Origin of the sequence: Actinoallomurus sp. NBC_01490 (assembly GCF_036227085.1) — a bacterium.
GTDB lineage: Bacteria > Actinomycetota > Actinomycetes > Streptosporangiales > Streptosporangiaceae > Actinoallomurus > Actinoallomurus oryzae.
In genome coordinates this window covers 1,161,203-1,183,305 of record NZ_CP109433.1, presented here as the reverse complement: position 1 = coordinate 1,183,305, position 22,103 = coordinate 1,161,203, and the positions used below count along the sequence as shown (strand labels likewise).

Sequence of the window (22,103 nt, the reverse complement as noted above, 5' to 3'; positions counted from 1 at the left end):
TCCATGTCCTGGCTTTCCAAGATCAGCTTGGCGCACCGCAAGCTGGTTCTTCTGATCACCATCGGGGTCATCGCGCTCGGCGCCTACCTGATCCCGATGCTCAAGCAGCAGCTGCTGCCGAGCCTGTCCTTTCCGGCGATCGCGGTGACCGCGACCTATCCGGGCGCGTCCCCCCAGGTGGTCGAGGACCAGGTCGTGAAGCCGATCGAGGACGCGGTCAAGGGGACCGACGGCCTGGAGACGATGACCTCGACCTCCCGCCAGGGCAGCGCGACCGTGCAGTTGCGGTTCGCCTTCGGGACCGACACCCAGGACCGGTCCACGCGGATCCAGCAGGACCTGAACAAGATCTCCCAGCGGCTGCCCGACGACGTCGATCCGCAGGTGATGACCGGCTCGACCGACGACCTGCCGACGCTGACGCTGGCCGCCACGTCGCGCGATGACCCGCGTGTGCTGGCCGACAAGCTCACCGACCAGGTGGTGCCCGAGCTGGAGGCCGTCGACGGCGTCAACGAGGCCGCGGTGTCGGGGGAACGCGCCCGGGTCGTCCGGGTCGTCCCCGACCAGGCGAAGCTGAAGCGTCACGGCCTGACCATGGCGGCGGTCACCACCGCGCTGCAGACGGCCGGGATCACCGCGCCGGGCGGATCGGTGGATGCGAACGGCAAGAGTGTCAGCGTCCAGATCGGCGGCCCGATCACCTCCGTCTCCCAGCTCGAGCAGCTGTGGCTGACGCCTTCGGCCGCGGCGTCCCCGTCCGGCGGCGCCCGGTCGAGCGCCGCTCGCGGCGGCGTCCCCGGCGCGGCCGCGGCGGGCGCGGCCGGAGGCGCGGCGCGGCTCGGTCAGGTCGCGTCGGTCCAGGTCACCGACGCGGCGGCGACATCGCTGACCCGTACGGACGGCAGGGAGAGCCTGGGCGTCGCGATCACCCTCGACCCCGAGGGCAGCGCCTCCTCGGTCTCGGACGACGTCCGCAGGCTGCTGCCCGGCCTGGAGCGCGAACTCGGCGACGGCGCCAGGCTCACCGTCGTGTCCGACAGCGGCCCCGCCGTCAGCGAGGCGGTCTCGGGCCTGCTGGAAGAGGGGCTGCTCGGCCTGGTGATGGCGATCGTGGTGATCGTGCTGTTCCTGCGGTCGGCCCGGTCGACGCTGGTCACCGCGATCTCGATTCCGCTGTCCGTGGTGATCGCGCTGATCGCCCTCAAGGCCGGCGGCTACTCGCTCAACATGCTCACGCTCGGCGCGCTCACCATCGCGGTCGGGCGGGTGGTCGACGACTCCATCGTCGTGCTGGAGAACATCAAACGCCACCTCGGGTACGGCGAGGACAAGGCGACCGCCGTCCGTACGGCCGTGCGTGAGGTGGCCGGGGCCGTCACCGCCTCCACCCTCACCACCATCGCGGTGTTCCTGCCGATCGCCCTGGTCACCGGGATGGTCGGGCAGCTGTTCGGCCCGTTCTCCATCACCGTGACGGTCGCGATGCTGGCCTCCCTGGTCGTCGCGCTCACCGTGATCCCGATCCTGGCGTACTGGTTCCTCAAGACGCCCGCCACCGGCGCCGACCCCGAAGAGTTCCGCCGCCGGGTCGAGGAGGAGGAACGCCACGGACCGCTGCAGCGCGCGTACGTGCCGGTCATCTCCTTCGCCACCCGGCACCGCAAGAGCGTGCCGGCCGGGGCCGTGGTCATCCTCATCGGCACCTTCGCCCTGGCCGGCGGCCTGAAGACCAGCTTCCTGGGCGACTCGGGCACCCAGGCGCTCAGCATCACCCAGAAGCTGCCCGCCGGCAGCAGCCTGGCCGCCACCGACGCGGCGGCCAAGAAGGTCGAGGGCGTGCTGGCCGCCACCGGCGGCGTGGCGTCCTACCAGGTCACCATCGGCTCTCCCGGCGGCCTCATGGGCGCCGGCCGGGGCGCGAACAGCGCCTCGTACACCGTCTCCCTCAAGGACGGCGCCGACGCCGACACGGTCAAGAACACCCTCAGCGGCAGGCTGGACGGCCTCGCCGGCGCGGGCGAGCTGACCGTCGCCGCCGACAGCGGCTTCGGGGCCTCCAACGACATCCAGGTGCAGGTGCACGGCACCGACGACACCGCCCTCACCGCCGCGACCAGGCAGATCGAGCAGGCCCTCAAGGGCGTGTCCCAGGTCACCGACGTCACCAGCGACCTCAGCGAGAGCGCGCCGCAGATCGTCGTCCACGCCGACGGTAAGAAGGCCGTCGCCGCGGGCCTGACCGACACGACACTGGCCGCGGCGGTGACCGAGGCCACGCAGGGGCAGACCGTCACCACCGTGAGCCTGGACGGCGAGGACACCGACGTCGTCCTGCGCAGCACCGGCGACGCCCCGCACAACGCCGCCGACCTGAAGAACCTCAAGATCGGCACCGCCACCGGCCGGACGGTCAGGCTCGGCGACGTCGCCACCGTCACCCAGCAGAACGGCCCGGTCGAGCGTGCCCGCGTGGACGGCGACCGCACCATCACCGTCACCGCGACGCCCGTCGGCGACGACACGGGCGCGGCCAACCGGGCCGTCACCACCGCCCTGGACAAGCTCCGGCTGCCCGCGGGCGCCGACTACTCCCTCGGCGGCATCACCAGCGACCAGAACGAGGCCTTCAAACAGCTCGGACTCGCCATCGTCGCCGCCATCGTGATCGTCTTCCTGCTGCTGGTGGCCACCTTCGGCAGCATCCGGCAGACCCTGGTGCTACTGGTCTCGATCCCCTTCGCGGCGACCGGCGCGCTCCTGCTGCTGCGCGTCACTGGCGTCCCCCTCGGTGTCGCCGCCATGGTCGGCCTGCTGATGCTCATCGGCATCGTCGTCACCAACGCCATCGTCCTGGTCGACCTCATCAACCAGTACCGCAAGACCGGGATGTCGATCACCGAGGCCGTCACCGAGGGCGGGCGGCGCCGCCTGCGGCCCATCCTGATGACCGCCCTGGCCACCGTCTTCGCGCTGCTCCCCATGGCCCTCGGCGTCACCGACTCCGGCGGCTTCATCTCCCAGCCGCTCGCGGTCGTCGTCATCGGCGGGCTGGTGAGTTCGACCGTGCTCAGCCTCATCCTCATCCCGACCCTCTACACCATGGTCGAGACCCGCCGGGAGCGCCGCCACGCCAGGAAGAACCGCCTCGACCAGGCACCCCGGCACCGGACGAAGGAGCCGGCCCTGCCGTAACACACCGCGCTTTGTCAGGCCGCGGGGGCGGGCTTCAGGACGAAGCCCGCCACCCCCTGGTGCACGGCCCCTCCCTCGATCTCGAAGTTGCCCTGAATCTTGTAGGCGCCGTGGACCCAGTAAAAGCCGGTCCACGCGGGGTCGCCCGCCGAGATTCCGACCGACAGGCCGCCGCATTTCCGGCCGTTCGGCTCCTCGCCCTGTTCCAGCTTTTCGAAGCAACTCGTCCAGACCGTGAACATCGCACCGTTGTCCGCATGGGACGGGTCGTACGGCTGCCCTTGCCCGTCCTGGGGAACGATGGCCTCGTCCAGGGTCGCCAGGATGTACACCTTTTTGCCATTGTTGTCTTCGAGGAACTTCTGGAACTTCGTGCCGGGTCCGAAGTTCGCGATCGGCTCTCGGTAGGAGGGTCTCGCCGGAGCCGTCACCACCGTCTTCGTGGCGGACGGCTCCGGCGATCCCTTGCCGGTCGGCCGCAGTGCGAACAGGGCCACGATGACGACGGCGACCGCCGCCACCACGGAAATCGGGACGAGCATCGCCGGCCTGCGACCGGTCCGGGGAGCCGGCGGCCGTGCGGCCTGGGCCGGGAGGAACGAGGCCGCCCCGGCCGGCGCCGTCATCGCGCCGAGGAGCGCGCCCGCGTCGGGCCGGGCTTCGGCGGCCGGTGCGAGCGCGGCCGACAGGACGGGGCGCAGCTCGTCCGGCACGCCGTCGAGGTCGGCCGCTCCCCGGTAGGTCCGCAGGGCGACCGCCTGCATACCGCCCCCGCCGAAGGTCGGTCTTCCGGTCGCCGCGTAGGCGATGGTCGCGCCCCAGGCGAAGACGTCGGCGGCCGGACCCGCCGATGCGCCGTCGAGTACCTCCGGCGCCATGTAGCCGAGTGTTCCGATGGCGCCGCCTTCTCGCGTGATGCGGGTCGCGTCGTACTCCTGGGCGATGCCGAAGTCGATCACCACGGGGTCGTCGCCGACCACCATCACGTTGGACGGCTTGAGGTCACGATGGACGTGACCGGCGGCATGGATGGCGACCAGGGCCTCGGCGACGCCGCGCGCCGTTCGCCACAGCCTGTCCCCCCGCAACGGGCCGTCGGTCTTGACGACGTCGTACAGGGTCCGGCCCTGAACATAGCCGGTGACCAGGTAGGGCGGAACGGCGTCCAGATCCGCGTCGATGAGTCGCGCCACCCGGGGACTGCTAATGCGCCGCATCGCCGCCACTTCGCGCCGAAGCCGTTCTCGCATGGCGTCGTCATAGGAGATGGAAGGGTGCAGTTGCTTGAGCGCGACAGTACGTCCTTCGGGGTCGAGAGCGAGAAAGACCAGGCCCATCCCGCCGGCCGCCAGATAGGACTGCGGACGGTACTTGCCGATGGTCTCCGGCCACTCTTCGCCTGCCAATTCACCGCTCCCCGACTGGACGCCGCGACTATATTGATCGCCGACCGGACCGGGCGCAACGCGATCTTCCCGGTAACGCCTGTGGTGGAGGCCGAGTGCCCCCGTTCCGACCGGCCGTCGCGGCCACCGTGGTCGCGTGCGCCTGCCTGCCGGCCGCCTGCGGATCCGACGACGAGAGCGAAAAGCCGGTTCCTTCCGCCTCCGCGCGGTCGACCGCCGCGTCCCCGGCCGCCACCTCTCCGGCCGCCGCGGCATCGCCCGCCTGCCCGTCGCGCGCCCAGATCGCCGACGCCGTCTCGGCGGCGGACCATTCCACCGGGGTCATCGTCTCCACGAAGATCGTGTGCCAGGACGGCTGGGCGACCGCTCCCATGCGGTATCCGGGGTCCGACCCCTCGCGCGTCGTGGTCCGCGTACAGGGCGGCGAAGTGCGCCTCGTGACCTACGGCACCGACGGCCTGTGCGAGAGCCCGAAGATGAAGAAGGCGCCCGCCGAGATCAAGAAGGCCCTGGGCGTCTACTGCTGAGCGCGCTCAGACGAGGCGCCGGGCGGCGGCCCAGCGAGAGAGTTCGTGGCGGTTGGAGAGCTGGAGTTTGCGCAGCACGCTGCTCACGTGGGTCTCGACGGTCTTGACCGAGATGAACAGCTCCTTGGCGATCTCCTTGTACGCGTAGCCGCGGGCGATCAGGCGCAGGACCTCGCGTTCGCGCTGGGTGAGCTGGTCGAGTTCGGGGTCGATGGCCGGCACGTCGGCGGCGGCGAAGGCGTCCAGGACGAAGCCCGCCAGCCTCGGGGAGAACACCGCGTCGCCCTCCGCCACCCGCTCGATCGCCTGGGTCAGCTCTCCACCGGAGATCGTCTTGGTGACATAGCCGCGGGCGCCGCCGCGTACGACGCCGATGACGTCCTCGGCGGCGTCGGACACCGACAGCGCCAGGAACCGCGTCTCCGACGGCAGCACGCGCCGCAGCACCTCGACGCCACCGCCGCCGGGCAGGTGAACGTCCAGCAGGACCACGTCCGGCCCCGCCGTCTTGATCACTTCGACCGCCTCGTCGACGTCACCGGCCTCGCCGACGATCTCCACGGAGTCGCCCAGCTCAGCCTTCACGCCACTGCGGAACATCTGATGGTCATCGACCAGTACCACGCGCGTCATCGGGTCTCTCGCCTCACTTGGAATCACGCCGCATTTCCAGTCGTACCTCCGTGCCCTCGCCCGGGGCCGTACGGATCTCGGCCTTGCCGCCGTTGCGTTCCATCCGCCCGATGATGGACTCTCTCAGGCCCATGCGGTCGTGCGGGATTGCGTCGAGGTCGAAGCCGCGGCCCCGGTCCCGTACGAAGATCGACACGTCGTCGCCGACCACCTCGGCGTAGACCGACACCGACGACGTACGGGCCTGGTCGCCCGGCTCTCCGTCGGCGTACTTGGCGGCGTTGACCATGGCCTCGCGTGCCGCCTGGAGCATCGCGCCGAGGCGTTCGTCCAGCGGGCAGTCGCCCACGCAGACCACCTCGATCGGCATGCCGTGGTGGTCCTCGACCTCGGCGGCGGCCTTGCGCACGGCGGCGGCCAGGTCCTGTTCGGCGTCCGCCTTCGGCTCGTACAGCCAGGCGCGCAGGTCGCGTTCCTGCGCCCGCGCCAGCCGCTGCACCTCCCGCGGGTCGTACGCGCTGCGCTGAATCAGCGTGAGGGTGTGCAGGACGGAGTCGTGTACGTGCGCGGCGACCTCGGCACGCTCCTGCGAACGGATCCGTTCGCGGCGCTCGGTGTCCAGGTCACGCCACATCCGCAGCAGCCACGGCGCGACGACGACCGCGACGCCGGCCAGGACCACGGTGGAGCCGAGCAGCACCTGCCCGGCCTGGCCGGGATGAATCTGCTGGGCGAGGAACGCGACGAGCCCGGCGACGACGAGCAGCGTGCCGATGATGCTGCGCAGCCACATCGCCTGCGAACTGCGGACCCAGCGGCGCCGGCGTTCCGGATCGGCCTGCTGCCAGATGACCCCGACGCCGATGCCGCCCGCCACGATCGGCCACATGGCCCAGTTCAGCGCGCCCGCGCCCCAGGTGAACAGGCACAGCCCCCCGACCAGGGCCGCGTACGCGAAGAGCTGCCCGATGTTGCGGGGACCCGCCGGCTCGTCGCGCTGCGGGACCAGCAGCCAGAGCGCGACGTACGCGACGACGCCCACGCCGGCCGCCAGCAGCACGGCGAACGCCACGCGTACGACGATCACCTCCAGGCCGAGATGTTCGGCCAGCCCGGAGCACACGCCGCCGACGAGCCGTCGGCCGGCTCGTCGTTCGAGGCGGGCGGGGGCCTGCTGCGCGGTCTCCCCGCCGGGTGTTTCGGGCACAAAAGAGATGGTCACACGTTCCGGTCCTTCTCGCATCGGGGAGGGCCCTGGGAGATCCCGGAGGCCCTCAGGGATGAGTCAGGGTCCTCCCGGATGGTGACCGTGACAGCGTCGCGAGACGATATAACGCATGAACGAGGACAGCGCCGACACGCCCGGCTCCCCGCGGCGGCTTCTCCGCTCCCAGGAGGGCCGTCTGATCACGGGAGTGTGCGCGGGCCTCGCTCGTTATACGAACATCGACGCCATCGTGTTCCGGGTCGGGTTCGCCCTGCTGGTCATCACCACCGGCGTCGGCATCCTGCTCTACATCGCGGCCTTCCTGCTCATGGGTGCGCCCGACGGCGGGCCCTCGTGGGTCGAGCGCACCGGTAAGCGCCTGTTCGACGGCGACACCGCACTGGCGCTGCTCGGCGCGGCGCTGGGCGCCGGGATGCTGCTCGGCGTCGCCAACAACTGGGGGTCGGGCGAGGCGCTGTGCGTCGTCGTGGTGTTCGGCCTGGCGCTGCTCGTGGCCCGGTCGCGCGGGGTCGATCTCGCCCAGACCGCGCGGAGCCTGCCGGACCGGATCAAGGGCCACCCGCTGGACTCGTGGACGCCGCCCCCTCCGCCTCCGCCCGCGTACCCGCTGTCGGACGGCATGGTCGATCTCGCCCGCCTCGGCCGCCGCACCGACGGTTACGCGGCCGGCCCGTACGCTCCGCCGGCCCCGGAGAACACCACCCAGCCGCTCGGCACCGGCCCGGGTCCCCACCCGGCCGGCCCGTACGCCCCGGGCAGCCCCCCGCCGCCTCCCGCCCCACGGCCCCCGCACCGGCCGTCGTACCTGACGGGGCTCACCCTGCTGACCGCCGTACTGGTCGGCGCGGCGCTCTACGCCGAATTCGGCCACCGCGCGAACTTCAGCGGCCTTCAGATCGTCATAGCCGGGGCGCTCGTCGTCGTCGCCGTCGGCCTCCTCCTCGGTGCCTGGTTCGGCCGGGTCCGCAAGCTCGTCCTCGTTGGAGCGGTCATGTCTTTCGCCCTCGCATCAACCTCGATCGCCGGCAACCCGGCGGTCGCCCGCCGGACCCACCACACGATGTGGCGCCCGGCCGGCACGGCCCAGGCCGAGCAGACCCACAAGGTCTTCGTCGGCCAGGGTGTCGTCGACCTGACGGACGTGCCCCTCGCGCCGGGCCAACGGCTGCAGGTCAACGCCGAGGTGACGCTCGGCGTGCTGGCGGTCAAGGTGCCGAGCACCGCCCGCGTGGAGGTGGACGGCCACGCCTACCTGGGCGACATCACGATCGACCACCAGGTGACCAGCGGCCCGGGTGCCCGCGTCCGCCGCGTGCTGACCCCGGAGGGCGGCACTTCCGCGACGGCGACGATCGCGCTGCGCATTCGCAGCAAGGTCGGCGACATGGAGGTCACGCGTGTTCCGGCATAGGTTCGACCCGGCCTCGCTGGTCGCGGGCGTCCTGTTCCTGACGATCGCGGGCCGCTACCTGGTCGAGGGTCTCGGCGGCCGCACCGTGTCGTTCCCCTGGGCGGCGCCGTTCGTGCTCGCGGCCGTCGTCCTGATCGCCATCCTGCGCGTGATCTTCCGCTCCCGCCGCCGCGAACAGTGACCCTCGCTCGCCGCTACATCAGGGTGTTTCCCCGGCGCGGACAGGCGCCGCCCCCTCCACCCGGGAGCGGGCGAGGGGTCGTAAGGGTCAGGGGAACGTTCAGCCGCCGTTGTCGATGACGTCGACCTCGACGCAGTTGCCGCCGCTCTCCGAACTGCGCGCCGACTTCCGCCAGTCGAGAGTTGTCACGTCCATTTCTCCTTAATCACCTTTTTGATCAGCTCGTCGGGGAAACCTGTGGCATGTCGCGTCTTATCGGGGCCCGGAGCAGGTGTGCACACGCTGGGGCAGAGTGTCTACAGTTTGCGTTGTGACGAGTCGAGCGGTGGCGCTGCGCGACGGCGTGGTGGACAAACTTCGGGAGTCGATCCTGCGCGGCGATCGAGCCCCAGGAGACGTGCTGGCGGAGACCGAGATCGCGGCGCGTCTAGGGGTTAGTCGCGGCCCGGTGCGGGAAGCGCTGGCGGTCTTGGAGCGCGAGGGGCTAGTGGTGTCCCCGCCCAACCGGCGCGCCCGGGTGGTCGAGCTGGGACTGCGGGATATCGAAGAGATCTACAGTATGCGCAGATCGTTGGAGCAACTGGCCGCGCAGCGCGCGGTCCGCAACATCACCGACGGCGACCTCAGCGGCATGCGCGCGACGCTCCGCGATATGGCGGCGGCGTTCGACCGGCGCGACCTCGTCGAGCTGAGCCTGCTCGACGTCGCCTTCCACGATCACATCTACGTCGCATCGAAGCACCGCCGTCTGCAGCGGGCGTGGGCGGACCTGCGTTCGCAGGTGGTGTTGTTCCTCGTGCATCGCAACACCAACGCCCTGACCTCGCGGGAAGTCGTCGTCGGCGAGCACGGAGCGATCGTGGACGCCCTGGCCAACGGGGATGCCGACCGCCTCACCCGGTTGATTGAAGACCACCTTCTCGGCGCCTACGAGCGCCTTCGTGACTCAATGATCGTTCCCTAACACCCGCTCAGCCGGATTCAGCCTGCCAAACCCGCCGACGGCCAAGCTGTTAACAGAAACGATGAAACTGTTGACACTTTTGCCCGCGTGAGCGAAGATCGTCCGAACAGCCGCCCGCGCGGCAGCAGCCGATCGCTGCGGCCGGCGGGACCGGACGGATGAGAAGAGGGGGGTAGGCAGCGATGGCAACGCGAGAGATGCAGGGCAAACGGGCACACACCGCAGCGTGCGCTGGTCGAACGTGCGGCTTCGGACCACGCGTCCGCAGGCTTCGGCTTCGCCGCCGACCTTTCGACCGCGAATTCGGACGACGGCTCATCGGCCATCCCGAGACTTCCCGCTACCGCAGACGTTGAACCCCGGCAGCCTGCGCCGCACCGTACGCCAGGACGGGACCACCCCTCCTTCCGGCCCGACCGCACTACCCGGTGAAGCACCCGTCAAGCCCTCGGCGATGCACGACTGAAGAACGACCACATCCAAACCATCAACGGACACTTGCGGCTGGAGAACCAGCCATCCGCCCTCCACAGGAACGCCTGGTCATGCGTGAAGGACGTGCGGAGGTACCCATGAGTACGAGAAACAACCAACAGCAGGTATCGGTGAGCAAGCTGGCGATGGCGAGCCTGGTGGGGACGACCATCGAGTGGTATGACTTCCAGCTCTACGGCATGGCCGCCGCAGTGGCCTTCGACAAGCTCTTCTTCCCCAACCTCAGCCAGCTGACGGGGACCCTCGCGTCGTTCGCGATCTTTTCGGTGGGCTTCATCGCCCGGCCGCTCGGCGGCCTGCTCTTCGGCCACTTCGGCGACCGGATCGGCCGGCGAACCACACTGCTGGCCGCCCTGTTGCTCACCGGAATCTCGACGTTCCTGGTCGGCGCCCTGCCCACCTACGCAAGCGTCGGTGTCGCCGCGCCGATCGTCCTGGTAGTGCTGCGAGTCCTGGGCGGTATCGGGCTCGGCGGGGAGTGGGGCGGGGCCGTCCTGCTGAGCGTGGAACACGCCCCGCCGAACCGGCGCGGACTCTACGGCAGCTTCCCCCAGATCGGGTCGCCCGCCGGATTCCTGCTGGCGACCGCCGTCTTCGCCATCGTGACTCAGCTACCGGATGACCAGTTCCTCAGCTGGGGCTGGCGAGTTCCGTTCTTGCTCAGCGCAGTGCTCATCGTGCTCGGCTTGTTCATCCGCACGCAGATCGCGGAGCCGCCGGCCCTCGCCCGGGCGCAGGAACGGGTCAGGGCAAGCAGGCTCCCGCTGGCCGAGGTGGTGCGGACCCACCCGAAGCAGGTGCTGCTGAGCATCGGCGCGTTCCTGGTGACCAGCGGCGGTTACTACGTCTACGCGACCTACATGGTCTCCTACGGAACGGACCAGGTGCGGCTGTCGGCAACAACGATGCTCATCGGCGGCATCTTCTTCTCGGTGGGCGGCCTGATCGGCTCCCTCGTCTTCTCCGCCTGGTCCGACCGTGTCGGCCGGCGCCCGGTCTTCATCGTCGCCGCCACGTTCACCGCACTCTACGCATTTCCGCTCTTTTGGCTGGTAGAGCTCCAGTCTGCCCCGATCGTGTGGCTGGCCCAAGGACTCGGCGGCATCGCGAACGGCGCGCTGTACGGGTTGATGGGGGCGCTGACCGCGGAGATGTTCGACGCCCACGTGCGCTACACCGGCGCCTCGATCGGGCAGCAGGTCTCCGCGGCGGCCGTCGGTGGCACGACCCCGCTGATCGTGACCGCGCTGGTCGCCGAGGCCGGCGCCTACTGGCCGGCGCCGGCCTGGCTGGTGGCGCTGTCGCTGATCAGCCTGCTGTGCGTGTACATGTCCCGCGAGACCGGAAAGGACCGCAGCGTGGCGGCGGCGGCCTCGAACCCGGCCGCCAGCCCGGCTCCGGCCGGCGAACCCTCGTGAGCCCCCGTTGAACATGACAGACCTCCCGCGACTGGACGCCACGGCCGCTGCCGCGGCCGTGGCGTCCGGCACGGTCTCTGCGGTCGAGCTGGTGAACTGGACGCTGGAGCGCATCAAGGCCGTCGATCCGGTTCTGAACTGCTATGTCAGTGTTCTCGGGTCGAGAGCGGTGGCTCAGGCCGAAGCGGTCGAGCAGGCGACGAGCGCGAAAACTGGACCCTTTCTCGGGGTACCGATCGCGGTAAAGGACAATATCCACCTCTCCGGCGTGCCGACGTCCGCGGGACTGCGGCCACCGGTCGATCCGGAACCGACGCGCAGCGCCGCGGTCCTCCACCGGCTGGAGGCGGCCGGGGCCATCGTGATCGGCAAAACGAACCTGCACCAGTTCGCCTACGGGGCGACCGGTGACGTGTCGGGTTTCGGCCCGGTCCGTAACCCGCACGACCGGGGCAGGATGTCCGGAGGCTCGAGTAGCGGCTCGGGTGCCGCCGTAGCAGCGGGCCTGTGTTTCGCGGCGTTGGGCACGGACACCGGCGGATCGGTCCGCGTTCCCGCCGCATTCTGCGGAGTCGTCGGGCTGAAGCCGACTCAAGGCGGGATCAGCACCGACGGGGTGGTTCCGCTCAGCCGGACCCTCGACTGCGTCGGACTGATGGCCCGTACCGTCGGGGACTGCGCCACCCTGCTCGACGTCCTCACCCAGCGGACCACCCACCGGGAAACGACCGCGACGACCCGGCTCAACGGCCTCAGGATCGGGATGCCGACCACCTTCTACTTCGACGACGTCCAGCCGCCGGTCCGTGCCGCGGTCCTGCGGGCATTGGCCACCTGCCAGGAACTCGGCGCCGAGCTGGTACCCGTCGAGCTGCCCGACATGAGCTTGATGACCGCAATCCAGCGTCGCGTTCTCGCCACCGAGGCCGACGTCAGCCTCGGCGAGTTCGTCGACCACCGGAGCGAGAGCATCCACCCCGAAGTCCTCGACCGCATCCTCAACGCCCCGCGTGCGGTCGGCGACGACTACGAACTGGCGCGCAAGGCCCGCCGGCACTTTGCCGAAGCCGTCTTCCGTCAAGTCGACGTCATCGCGACCCCGACCGTACCGGTCACCGCTCCGCTCGTGCAGCAGCGGATCGTCGACCTGCCGGCCGGCGTCGCCGACGTCGGATCCACCCTCACCCGCAACACCGCCGCGGCCAACTTGCTCGGCCTTCCGGCGCTGACCGTGCCGTGCGGCCGCTCACCCACAGGACTGCCCGTCGGCCTGCAACTGCTCGGCCCATGGCACGCAGAACGCCGGCTGCTCACCGTCGCCGCCGCGTTCGAACGCACCCGATCACGAGAGGACCACCCCCATGACATTCCCGCTTGAGCCCCGGCCCGAGCTGTTGACCTTCGACTGCTACGGCACGCTGATCGACTGGGACAGCGCACTGCGCCGGTACGTTGCCGACCTGATCGCCGCGAAGTCCCTGTCGGTCTCGGAAGCGGAGTTCTACGAGAACTGGTACTACCGGCACGCACTCCCGATGCTCGCCGGACCGTTCAAGCTCTACCGCACCCTTCTCAAGGACAGCCTGCAAGACGCACTGCGCTCGTTCTCCGCTGACGTGCGCCCGAGCGACGGCGACGACTTCGGCGACGCCATGGCGGACGCCGATCCCTTTCCGGACACGCTGGACTTCCTACACAAGATCGCGCCACACTTCCGGCTCGGCATCATCAGCAACAGCCAGGACGACATCATCAGTCACGCCGTGCGGCGGATGGACGACCTCTTCGAACTTGTGATCACCGCGGAGACCACTCACGCCTACAAGCCGGCACCGGCTCTCTTCGAACTCGTTCTCGCGCGAGCGGGAGTGGCGGCCGCGGCCACCGTCCACCTCGCCCAGTCCCAGTACGTCGACCTGCCCCGAAGCATCCCCATGGGCATGCGGACGATCTGGATCAACCGCAACAGCCAAACGCTCCGGGAAGGCACCCCCGAACCCCAGGCCGTCCTGCCGGATCTCCGCGGAGTTCCGCGGGTGCTCGGCGTCGCGCAGTGAGGAATGAGGACTCGCACATGACGACCATCGACCGGTTTTCGTCCCTCGGCATCGAGAACGCGCCCGGTCAGCAGAGTGCTGGCCACCCAACACACGAAGCGGCATCGATCCTGGTGGACTTCTCGCACGGCGACGTCGACGCGTTCCCGCCTCCCCCCGGGGCGATCGAGGCGTTCCACGAAGCTTTCGTCGCCGGGGCGGGACGGGCCTACTCCAGGTACCGCGGGCACAGCGACCTCCTCGAAGCCACCGCCGGGAAGATCGCGGAGTTTACCGGCGCTCCCGTCGACCCGGCACGCAACCTGATGATCACCCCCGGAACCCAGGGTGGCCTGTTCCTTGCCCTGGCCGCCTTGGTGAACCCCGGCGACAAGGTGGCGATCATCGAACCCGACTACTTCGCCAACCGCAAGACAGTCACCTTCCTCCAAGGCGAGGTCCTGCCCGTTCCACTCGACTTCGCGGACGCGTCGTCTCCGGGCCGCATCGATCTCGAGAAACTCCAAGACGCTGCCCGTGCCGGCGCCAAGGTGCTGGTCTTCTCGAATCCGAACAACCCGACCGGCGTGATCTACTCCCGCGATCATCTTGAAGAAATCACCGCCATCGCGGAGGAGTACGGGACCTTCGTCGTCGCCGACCAGCTCTACTCACGACTGATCTACCCGGGAAGATCCTTCGTCCACCTGCGATCAAGCGGTATAGCCTCCGACCTCTGCCTGACCCTTATGGGGCCATCGAAGACAGAGTCGATGAGCGGATTCCGTACCGGCGTCGCGGTGGGGCCTGCTTCGATCTTGAAGAGGATGGAACAAATCCTGGCCATCCACTCCCTGCGTACCGCCGGCTACAACCAAGCGGTGCTCAAGGTGTGGTTCGAGGAGCCCGACGGCTGGCTGGACCAGCGAATCAGGGACCATCAGGAAATCCTGCATCACATGGTCTCGCTCATCGGCAAGGCCGACGGTGCCAGGGTGCGGCCGACGGAGGGCGGGAGCTACCTTTTTCCGGAACTGCCACCCCTGTCGATCTCCGTTTTGGAACTGTGCGACCTGTTGCGCACGAAGTATGGCGTCATCGTGACTCCGGGTACTGAGTTCGGACCCCAGTTCCGATCGAACATCCGGCTGAACTTTTCCCAAGATCGCCAACGGGCGATCGAAGCAGGTGAAATCATTGCCCAGTTCGTCCAGGATCACGTCCGATGACCGACGCTCCGCCCCCTCAGGGTGATTACGTCCCGGCCGCACGCCACGGTCGGTTCGTCTTCACTGCGGGCATGACATCCCGCATGCGGGGCAAGGCCACACTCCTCGGAACCATCGGCGACGATCTCGATGAATACGAGCGCCGGCGTGCAGTTCGCATCGCCGCGCAGAATGCAGCCGACGCCGTGACGAGCATGCTCGAGCCCGGCGAGACCGTCACCGCGCTGATGCGGTTGACCGTCTACCTGGCTTGCGCGAAAGAATTCACCCGTCATTCTGTGCTGGCCGACGAAGCCTCTTCTTGCCTGCGCGAGCGCTGGAGTGACGCGGCCGTCGGCGCTCGCACGGCCATCGGGGTCAGCTCGCTACCCGGAGGTCAGCCGGTGGAGGTCGAACTCGTCGCAATCGCATCGGAGTGATCTGGCTGTGTCGCCCAGCAGGACGGCAACATGAGCGACAACGCGTTCTACAAGCCACATTCGCAGGTACTTGACCCGTCGGTACCCAGGCAGGATGTAACGGATCGTCAAGATGACGGCGATGGCCATTGACGTCAACGGCGCCACGCGCAGGCGTCCCACCCGGGCCTCAAAGTGGCCGCGCAGAACGCCGGGCAACTCCATGCGACCGCCCTCAACCTGAGCATGACCGCACCGTGCTCGCCGGCCACGGCATCGCCGCCGCGGTCGCCTTCGTGTTGGAGCGGGGCGGCGCTGAAGACAGGTGGGCAGCGAAACATCGCGGCGCCCGGCGGGCGGTGCTGGGCGCCGCGATGCGGGTCAGACCTCTAATTCGGCGGAAATCGGTTCGACGGCCAGGACCACCGCGGGCCGTGCCCGGCGGCTCAGCAGCGTGTCGAGCGCCCAGGACCCGCCGCCGAACAGGGCCAGCAGCAGGAAGGACCAGCAGAACATCACCGCCGGCTCGCCACCGTTGAGAATGGGGAAGAGCGCCTTCGGCTGGTGGACGGTGAAGTACGCGTAGGCCATCGACCCTGACGCGATCACTGCGGCGACACGGGTGGCCAGCCCGAGGGTCACCAGCCCGCCGGCAACGAACTGGATCAGGGCGGCCCACCAGCCGGGCCACTCGCCCAGGTGCGGTTGTGCGCCGCCGTGCGCGCCGCCAAGGACGTTGAACAAGGTTGCGGCTCCATGGCAGGTGAACAAGAACCCGACTATGACCCGGAAAAGCGACAGTACGGAAGAGCGCAGCCGTTGCATGGATTCCTCCGAGGCGGGAGACACGCGGACGGCCAAGGGGACCGGCCGTCGGGCGACGGTAGGGGACGAAAAAGACGGTCTCGCCAGGTCGTTTACCGGCGGATTACTGGAGTGTAAGTCGGTTAATAAACTACAAAAACCCTCTTTCACGGCTTTTCATGGAAGCTTACAGATTCAGATAAACGAACTGTTCGCCTTAGCCTCGATCCGCCGGTGAATGTCGCTGATGGTCTTTCGGTCATTTTTCGCTCGGATGATGGGCTGCCGGTCTCCAGCGGGCAGGGCTGATCGGCCGGCCTGGCCGGCTTTTTCAGGGGTTGGGGAAGCGGACCTGCCGCCAGGCATCCGCGGGGATGGTGGCGATGGCTCGTCCGGTGGAGGGATTCCCGGTCGTGATCGAAAACCGGTCGCTGCCGCAGCGGCAGGCGGCCGCTACATCGGCGGTGGAGAACTCCGAGTCGGCGCGCAGGATTCGGGCGCCGGTGCGGCCGGTCTCGGTGGCGGTGGCCAGGAGCCCGCACTCCGGCGAAGGCCACCGGCATCGCACCGTGCCGTAGCCGGTCGGCATCATCAATGCTGCCGGCTCCGGCGCACATCGCCGCCACCAGCGACATCACCTTGGCGCCAGGACCGACCCCGCCCGCCGCTTCGACCGACCTTCACCGGCGGATCGAGGCCGATGACGCCGTCGGACCGCGACGTGCGGCCAATTTCCCATTTCCTTTTTGTCGGATTCCTTGTTCACACTCTCTGATTTCAACCGGCACGAGCGTTTGAACGGCGTAGATGAGCATTATCGGCGGCGCCTCCACGTCGGCCGATAATGAATGATCAACCATACTTTTCGGTATGTTCAGCCGCCAGTTCGGCAGATACGTTGGTGGGCGGGCACATCAGGGAGACGCACGGAGAAAGGGTCGGAGATGAAGTTCGGCATCCTGTTCCGTCCGCAGGACCCGCCCGGCGCGGCGAACATCGTCGAGCGATGGCAGGAGATCCTGGCCGCCGCCAAGGTTGCCGAACAGGCGGGCTTCGACGGCCTCTTCGTACCCGAACACCACATGATGCCCGACGGTTATCCGCCCTCCCCGTGGGCGGCACTCGGCGCGCTGGCCGCGATCACCGAGCGCGTGGAGATCGGCACGACGATCCACCTGCTGCCGTTCGAGCACCCGATCCATGTCGCCGAGCACGCGGCGATGGTCGACGTCATCTCGGGCGGGCGGCTACGGCTGGGGTGCGGGCTGGGCAACTTCCCGACCGAGTTCGAGCTCTACGGGATCGACCCCGCCACCCAGGTGTCGCGCTTCGAAGAGTGCATCGAGGTCGTGCAGCGCGCGTGGGCCGGGGAGGAACTCGACTTCCACGGCCGGCACTTCGACATCAAGGGCCGGATCACCCCCCGGCCCGTCGGCGCCGAGCTGTGGCTGGGCGCGATGTCCGAGCCCGGCGTGCGCCGCGCGGCGCGGTTCGGCTGCCCGTGGCCGACCGATCCGCTGCACAACATCGACGTCATGAAGCACTGGGCCGAGGTGTACCGCAGCGCTGGCGAGGAGTACGGCACGTCGCACAAACTCGGCGTCAACCTGCTCCGTGACGGCTGGGTCGCCGACTCCCTGGCCGACGTCGAACGCACCTGGTGGCCGCACGTCCGCGCCGACCACTGGTTCTACTTCAAGGAGGTCCCGCGCTGGGTGGCCGACCGCGAGCCGTTCCTCCAGGACGTCACCGAAGAAGATGACTTCAAGTTCGACCGCCACCGGATCGATCGCCTGATCGTCGGCAGCCCGGACGACTGCATCGCCTCGATCCGCGCCTTCCAGGAGGCGATCGACCCCGACTACCTCATCTTGACCTTCCGCATGGCGGCGGGACCGGACCACCAGCAGGAACTGGAGTGCATCCGCCGCTTCGGCAGCGAGGTCATCCCCGTCTTCCGAACCCAGGACCAGCCACTGCTCAGCCGCACAGATCCATGAGAGATTCCGCGACGGCAGCCCGCCCCAGCCATGCGTCGAGCCGCCCACCGGTCCCGGGATGACCGACCGCCACAAAGGCCTTACCGGCCCGGTCAGTCGAATACGTCCGTCACGGAGTGCGCGACGGCAGCACGTTTGAGCCACGTGTCGAGCTGCTCCACGTCGACGCAGCCGCGAATGCGGGCACGAGCGTCTTCGGGCACCTCGATCTCCCTGGCGTCCAAGATCGCCAGGATCGACTTGACCTCACCCTTGACTTCGCCTTCCTCTAGACCCTCGGCTTTGCCGCGGCCGTAGTGCTTCTTGGCGAAGGGACTGTAAACAGGCCAATCCGTCGATGGCATGAACTCCTCCAGGATGCGTCGCCCCGCAGGCGAAGCCATGAGGTAAGCGTGTTCGTAGTATTGCAGAGCGTGTTCACTGTCCTCCATGGCTTTCAGGGTGTCCGTGAAGGTCTGGACTACCTTCCGGTTCCGGCCATGGGCCATTACCCCCAGCATGGCGAGCTCCGGCTGGGCGGCGACCTCCTCGGAGTCGAGGATCACCGGAACCTCTCCCGGCCCGAAAACCCACGGCCCGAAAGACATAACCGGACAGACCCGTCTCGATCGGCTCGGCGTACCAAGCCGCGACGTCCGAATCAGGGCAGATGCACAGCACCGTCACCGGGCACCGCAGCATCAGCCACAGCGCGGCGGCGTAGCGCGGTAACTGCCGGCGCTTGGCCCTGGTCTTCTCCTGCTGGACCTCCACCACGATCCCGTGCAGGGGCTCGCGTGGATGTCACGAGAAGTTACATTAAGATCACCTAATGTGACAGCCGTTTCGGGGAAAGTGAAACGCTCCACAGCGCCTTGCCCGTGTAGTCGCGCAGGTGGACGGTCAGGTCTCCCGACTCCCCACTGATCGCGATCTCGCCGAAGAACTGGTAGCCCTCCAGCGGCGAGGTGTTGGCCTGCGGCGGCGCCGACTGGAACCTCACCGTCGGGCCGAAGGTCTCGTCCAGAGCGTTGGGCCCGAAGGCGCCCGCGTTGAGCGGCCCGGACACGAACTCCCAGAACGGCTCGAAGTCCTGGAACGCCGCCTTCGCCGGGTCGTAGTAGTGCGCCGCCGTGTAGTGCACGTCCGTGGTGATCCATACGACGTTCTGGACGCGGTTCTTCTTGATCGAGGAAAGGACGTCCGCGAGCTGCAGTTCACGGCCCAGCGGCGCGCCGTTGTTCCCTTGTGCGACCGCCTCGATGCGGTCGGCGTCCGGCACGACGAGCGCGAGCGGCATGTCCGCGGCGATGACCTTCCAGGTGGCCCGCGACTCCGCGAGCGAGCGCTTGAGCCACTCGGCCTGCCGCGCGCCCATGATGCCCTGCGCGTCGGTGGTCTGGTCGTCCGGGCCGTTCGCGTCGCGGTAGGTGCGCATGTCGAGCACGAAGACGTCGAGCAGCGGGCCGTAGGGGATTCTGCGGTAGATGCGCCCGTCGTCGTGCGGCCGCCCGCCGATCGGGACGTACTCGAAGAACGCCTGCCGGGCCCGCGCCGACAGCACGTCCGTGCGCCTCTCGGTGTAGGCGTCGTCGTCGAGGATCTCGCCCGGGTACCAGTTGTTGTGGGTCTCGTGGTCGTCCCACTGGTTGATCTGCGGCACGGCCGCGGCGAAGGCGCGCAGGTTGTCGTCCATCAGGTTGTACTTGTGCTGGCCGCGGTACTCCGCCAGGGTCTCGGCGACCTTCGCCTTCTCCGGCGAGGTCAGGTTGCGGTAGATCCTCCCGTCCGGGAGCGTCACGCTCGGCTCGATCGGGTCGTCGGCGTACCAGTGGTCCCCGTTGCACAGGAAGAAGTCGGGGTCGGCGGCCTGGATCGCCTTGAAGATCCGGTACCCGCCGATGTCGGGGTTGATCCCGAAGCCCTGGCCGGCGAGGTCGCCGGACCACACGAAGCCGACGTCGCGCCGGGCCCGCGGGACCGTGCCGAACGTGCCGGAGACCGAGGCCGAGACCAGCGACGCGTCGTCCAGGTCGGCGGCCCGTACGCGGTAGTGGATCCGCCGGCCGGCGGGCAGGCCGTCCAGCCGTACCTTGCCGGTCAGGTCGGTGTCCGGGGTGAGGAGCGGGCCGCGCACCGTCGAGAAGTGCCGGAAGTCCGGACGGGTGCTGACGTCGACGAGCATGCGGGAGGGCCGGTCGGCGCGGGTCCAGACGACGGCGCCGTCCGCCGACGGGTCACCGCTCTGCACACCGTGCGTCAGCCGGGGACGCCCGGACCGTACGAGGGCGGCCGCGTGTGGACCCGTCCCCAGCAGGGCGGCGCCTCCGGTCGCGATGAGGCCGTTGCGCAGGAAGGAACGCCGGTCGAATTTCATATCCCACTCCCGTCTCGAAACCGCACCGATCGTGGCGCGCGACGGGGTACGGGATCAGGACCGAAGGTTGCCGCTAGGTGAACTCCAGCACACTCTGGATGCGGCTCCAGGCGTTCGACGCGTCGTTGTCGGGCGTGGGCTCGAAGACCAGCACGCTGTCACCGAGGTCGAACGTCACGGTCGGGATACCGGCCTCGGTCACCATGGGCTCCCGCACCTCCACCCCGTACGGCGCCTCCAGGACGCTCATCTCCGCGCCTTCCCGCACCGGATCGAAGATCAGCAGCCCCTGAGCCACCCAGAGGGCACCGCGCTCCAACCCGGCCTCCGGAACGATGCCGCCGCCCGGCCGATCGTCCGATGCGAGGGGCCCGCACAGGCGTCCGATGAGGCACAGCCGGGGCCGCCGGTTGCCGGTCAGGTCCGCGACGACCTCGTTCGGGTCACCGAGTTCGGCGGGGATGACGTAGAAGGCCAGCCCCGGACGGGGCCCTTCGAGCCGCTTGCGGTAGGTGCGCAGGGAGCGCCGGACCCGGAACAGCCGCCGACCGCTCAGAGCCCCGGCGACTCCCGCCCCGGCACCGGCCACGAAGCACAGCACACAGCCCACGATCAGCGACATCGGGGAAGTCTAAGGCGAGGGCCCCGAAATTCCCGGCAAGTCTGTTTCGTGCCTGGTAGCGGCGGTCGTCCGGCTTGACAGAGCGGCGCGGTGGCACCCAGACTTTCCTTCATGCCAGCGCGTACCTTCTCGACCGCCGACGTGGTGTCCCGCCACGCGGTCATCGCGCTGTGTCCTTCGTGTTGTCGCTGACCCGATCTTCGTCGTAGACGTCAGCCCGCGGCGCTCGGCCGCACTCCGAAGGACCCTTGATGAACTTCTCGGCCATTCCCGATCTCACCATGCAGAGCCACGAGGCCGTCGACGGCCTCACCGTCGGCCGCCTGGCCGGCGTCGTCCGCGAGGTCGCGGCCCGGCCCGCGTACTGGTGGCACCTCGCCCGCTTCGACGGCACGCCCGTACGGCTCGCCGCCGCGAACGACCTGTGGCTGTCGGTCTGGCCTCCGGGCCACCGCGCCGACCCGGGCGCCGCCGTGCTCACCGTCCTCGCGGGCGAGCTGTCCGAGCGGACGATCACCGACGAAGGCGTCGCCGAGCGCACGCTGCGGGCCAACCGGATCCGCGTGTACGGCGCCGGCAATCCCCGTGAGCTGGTCAACCTCGGCCCGGGGTACGCCCTCAGCCTGCACGCGAACCGCGGATGAGCGGTCCCACGGCGGACTGATCAGGAACCGGCGTCGGTCAGCCGTCCCTCGGCGCGGAGGCTGGACCTCTTCTCCAGGTACGCCTTGAGGCGGCGCAGGGTGGTGGCGATGTTGGCGTCGTTGGTGTCGGCGCGGTTGGCGACGCCCGTGATCGCGATGCCGAACGGGATGAACCAGGACGGCACGCGCAGCCAGCTGGTCTCGGTGACGACGCAGCCGTCCGCCGTGGGCTCGATGTCGTACTGCCAACGCGAGAGGGGGATGTTGAACGGCGCCGTCACCTCGTAGCCGAAGCGCCGGCCCGGTTCGGCGTCCGTGATGCTGCAGGTGGTGGCCCAGCGACGCGGTCCGTTGCGGTTGTAGCCGCGGAACCGGGCGCCGACGGCCGGGGCGGTCGCGCCGTCCAGCCAGCGGGCGCTGTAGGCCTCCGCGGCCAGGAGGGCCATGGACGGCGGATCGCTGATGATGCGGTACGCCTCGTCCGGCTCCGCCTCGATGGTCACCATGCCGGTCGCGGCGGGCTCGGGGAATCGCGGTATGTGCATCGGGCCTCCTT

22 protein-coding genes are annotated in these 22,103 nt (G+C 69.0%); 12 read left to right on the top strand and 10 right to left on the bottom strand.

The features are described 5' to 3' along the window. The first annotated feature begins 3 nt into the window (after positions 1–3). On the top strand, positions 4–3,195 hold the full coding sequence (locus tag OG417_RS06090) for an efflux RND transporter permease subunit (protein WP_329250940.1): 3,192 nt from the start codon (positions 4–6) through the stop codon (positions 3,193–3,195). A 14-nt stretch (positions 3,196–3,209) separates the two neighbouring features. Here the strand turns inward: OG417_RS06090 and OG417_RS06085 are convergent, their stop codons facing one another. Next, positions 3,210–4,601: a serine/threonine-protein kinase gene (locus tag OG417_RS06085; protein WP_329250937.1), complete on the bottom strand. Its 1,392-nt coding sequence runs from the start codon at positions 4,599–4,601 to the stop codon at positions 3,210–3,212. 95 nt (positions 4,602–4,696) lie between these two features. On the opposite strand from OG417_RS06085, the gene OG417_RS06080 reads away from it, so the two are divergent. Next, positions 4,697–5,128 carry a hypothetical protein gene (locus tag OG417_RS06080; protein WP_329250934.1) on the top strand — a complete coding sequence of 144 codons (432 nt, stop codon included), beginning with the start codon at positions 4,697–4,699 and terminating at the stop codon, positions 5,126–5,128. Positions 5,129–5,134: 6 nt separating this feature from the next. Here OG417_RS06080 and OG417_RS06075 read toward each other — a convergent pair whose 3' ends face one another. Both OG417_RS06075 and OG417_RS06070 read right to left on the bottom strand, forming a co-directional pair. Beyond that, complete coding sequence (locus OG417_RS06075; protein WP_329250931.1) at positions 5,135–5,761, bottom strand: response regulator transcription factor; 627 nt, start codon at positions 5,759–5,761, stop codon at positions 5,135–5,137. 13 nt (positions 5,762–5,774) lie between these two features. Then, positions 5,775–6,983 carry a PspC domain-containing protein gene (locus tag OG417_RS06070; RefSeq protein WP_329250928.1) on the bottom strand — a complete coding sequence of 403 codons (1,209 nt, stop codon included), beginning with the start codon at positions 6,981–6,983 and terminating at the stop codon, positions 5,775–5,777. 115 nt (positions 6,984–7,098) lie between these two features. Between OG417_RS06070 and OG417_RS06065 the strand changes: the two genes are divergently transcribed. Beyond that, positions 7,099–8,400, top strand: coding sequence for a PspC domain-containing protein (locus OG417_RS06065; protein WP_329250926.1), 1,302 nt, complete (start codon positions 7,099–7,101; stop codon positions 8,398–8,400). Beyond that, the gene (locus OG417_RS06060) at positions 8,387–8,581 is read left to right on the top strand and encodes a hypothetical protein (RefSeq protein WP_329250923.1); all 195 of its coding nucleotides are present in this window, start codon (positions 8,387–8,389) and stop codon (positions 8,579–8,581) included. The genes OG417_RS06065 and OG417_RS06060 overlap by 14 nt, the downstream gene beginning before the upstream one ends. Before the next feature lie 99 nt (positions 8,582–8,680). Here the strand turns inward: OG417_RS06060 and OG417_RS06055 are convergent, their stop codons facing one another. Next, positions 8,681–8,770 carry a DUF397 domain-containing protein gene (locus OG417_RS06055; protein WP_329250921.1) on the bottom strand — a complete coding sequence of 30 codons (90 nt, stop codon included), beginning with the start codon at positions 8,768–8,770 and terminating at the stop codon, positions 8,681–8,683. Between the two features lie 136 nt (positions 8,771–8,906). Here OG417_RS06055 and OG417_RS06050 point away from each other — a divergent pair, with 136 nt between their 5' ends. The 6 genes from OG417_RS06050 (at position 8,907) to OG417_RS06025 (ending at position 15,142) form a co-directional block, all read left to right on the top strand. Further along, positions 8,907–9,545: a GntR family transcriptional regulator gene (locus OG417_RS06050; RefSeq protein ID WP_329250919.1), complete on the top strand. Its 639-nt coding sequence runs from the start codon at positions 8,907–8,909 to the stop codon at positions 9,543–9,545. A gap of 572 nt (positions 9,546–10,117) precedes the next feature. After that, positions 10,118–11,458 (top strand): MFS transporter, encoded by a 1,341-nt coding sequence (locus tag OG417_RS06045; protein ID WP_329250917.1) that lies wholly within the window; start codon positions 10,118–10,120, stop codon positions 11,456–11,458. Between the two features lie 13 nt (positions 11,459–11,471). After that, positions 11,472–12,836, top strand: a complete 1,365-nt coding sequence (locus OG417_RS06040) for an amidase (RefSeq protein ID WP_329250914.1) — start codon at positions 11,472–11,474, stop codon at positions 12,834–12,836. Continuing rightward, positions 12,820–13,515, top strand: coding sequence for an HAD-IA family hydrolase (locus OG417_RS06035; RefSeq protein WP_329250911.1), 696 nt, complete (start codon positions 12,820–12,822; stop codon positions 13,513–13,515). The genes OG417_RS06040 and OG417_RS06035 overlap by 17 nt, the downstream gene beginning before the upstream one ends. A 17-nt stretch (positions 13,516–13,532) precedes the next feature. Beyond that, positions 13,533–14,723: a pyridoxal phosphate-dependent aminotransferase gene (locus tag OG417_RS06030; RefSeq protein ID WP_329250909.1), complete on the top strand. Its 1,191-nt coding sequence runs from the start codon at positions 13,533–13,535 to the stop codon at positions 14,721–14,723. Then, a complete protein-coding gene (locus OG417_RS06025) occupies positions 14,720–15,142 on the top strand; it encodes a RidA family protein (protein ID WP_329250907.1) in 423 nt (140 codons plus the stop codon). The genes OG417_RS06030 and OG417_RS06025 overlap by 4 nt, the downstream gene beginning before the upstream one ends. Positions 15,143–15,502: 360 nt before the next feature. Here the strand turns inward: OG417_RS06025 and OG417_RS06020 are convergent, their stop codons facing one another. Then, positions 15,503–15,946 (bottom strand): DoxX family protein, encoded by a 444-nt coding sequence (locus tag OG417_RS06020; RefSeq protein WP_329250904.1) that lies wholly within the window; start codon positions 15,944–15,946, stop codon positions 15,503–15,505. Between the two features lie 310 nt (positions 15,947–16,256). Further along, positions 16,257–16,517 carry a hypothetical protein gene (locus tag OG417_RS06015; RefSeq protein WP_329250902.1) on the bottom strand — a complete coding sequence of 87 codons (261 nt, stop codon included), beginning with the start codon at positions 16,515–16,517 and terminating at the stop codon, positions 16,257–16,259. Between the two features lie 352 nt (positions 16,518–16,869). Here OG417_RS06015 and OG417_RS06010 point away from each other — a divergent pair, with 352 nt between their 5' ends. Continuing rightward, complete coding sequence (locus OG417_RS06010; protein ID WP_329250900.1) at positions 16,870–17,925, top strand: LLM class flavin-dependent oxidoreductase; 1,056 nt, start codon at positions 16,870–16,872, stop codon at positions 17,923–17,925. Positions 17,926–18,017: 92 nt separating this feature from the next. On the opposite strand, the gene OG417_RS06005 is transcribed toward OG417_RS06010, so the two are convergent. The 3 genes from OG417_RS06005 to OG417_RS05995 form a co-directional block, all read right to left on the bottom strand. Further along, a complete protein-coding gene (locus tag OG417_RS06005) occupies positions 18,018–18,470 on the bottom strand; it encodes a hypothetical protein (protein WP_329250896.1) in 453 nt (150 codons plus the stop codon). Between the two features lie 263 nt (positions 18,471–18,733). After that, positions 18,734–20,281, bottom strand: coding sequence for an alkaline phosphatase D family protein (locus OG417_RS06000; protein ID WP_329250894.1), 1,548 nt, complete (start codon positions 20,279–20,281; stop codon positions 18,734–18,736). 73 nt (positions 20,282–20,354) lie between these two features. Beyond that, positions 20,355–20,903, bottom strand: coding sequence for a hypothetical protein (locus OG417_RS05995; RefSeq protein ID WP_329250892.1), 549 nt, complete (start codon positions 20,901–20,903; stop codon positions 20,355–20,357). 251 nt (positions 20,904–21,154) lie between these two features. Between OG417_RS05995 and OG417_RS05990 the strand changes: the two genes are divergently transcribed. Continuing rightward, positions 21,155–21,547, top strand: a complete 393-nt coding sequence (locus OG417_RS05990) for a cysteine dioxygenase (protein ID WP_329250889.1) — start codon at positions 21,155–21,157, stop codon at positions 21,545–21,547. A 20-nt stretch (positions 21,548–21,567) separates the two neighbouring features. On the opposite strand, the gene OG417_RS05985 is transcribed toward OG417_RS05990, so the two are convergent. Further along, entirely contained in the window at positions 21,568–22,092 is a 525-nt protein-coding gene (locus OG417_RS05985; RefSeq protein ID WP_329250886.1) for an SRPBCC family protein, read from the bottom strand. Positions 22,093–22,103 lie beyond the last annotated feature (11 nt).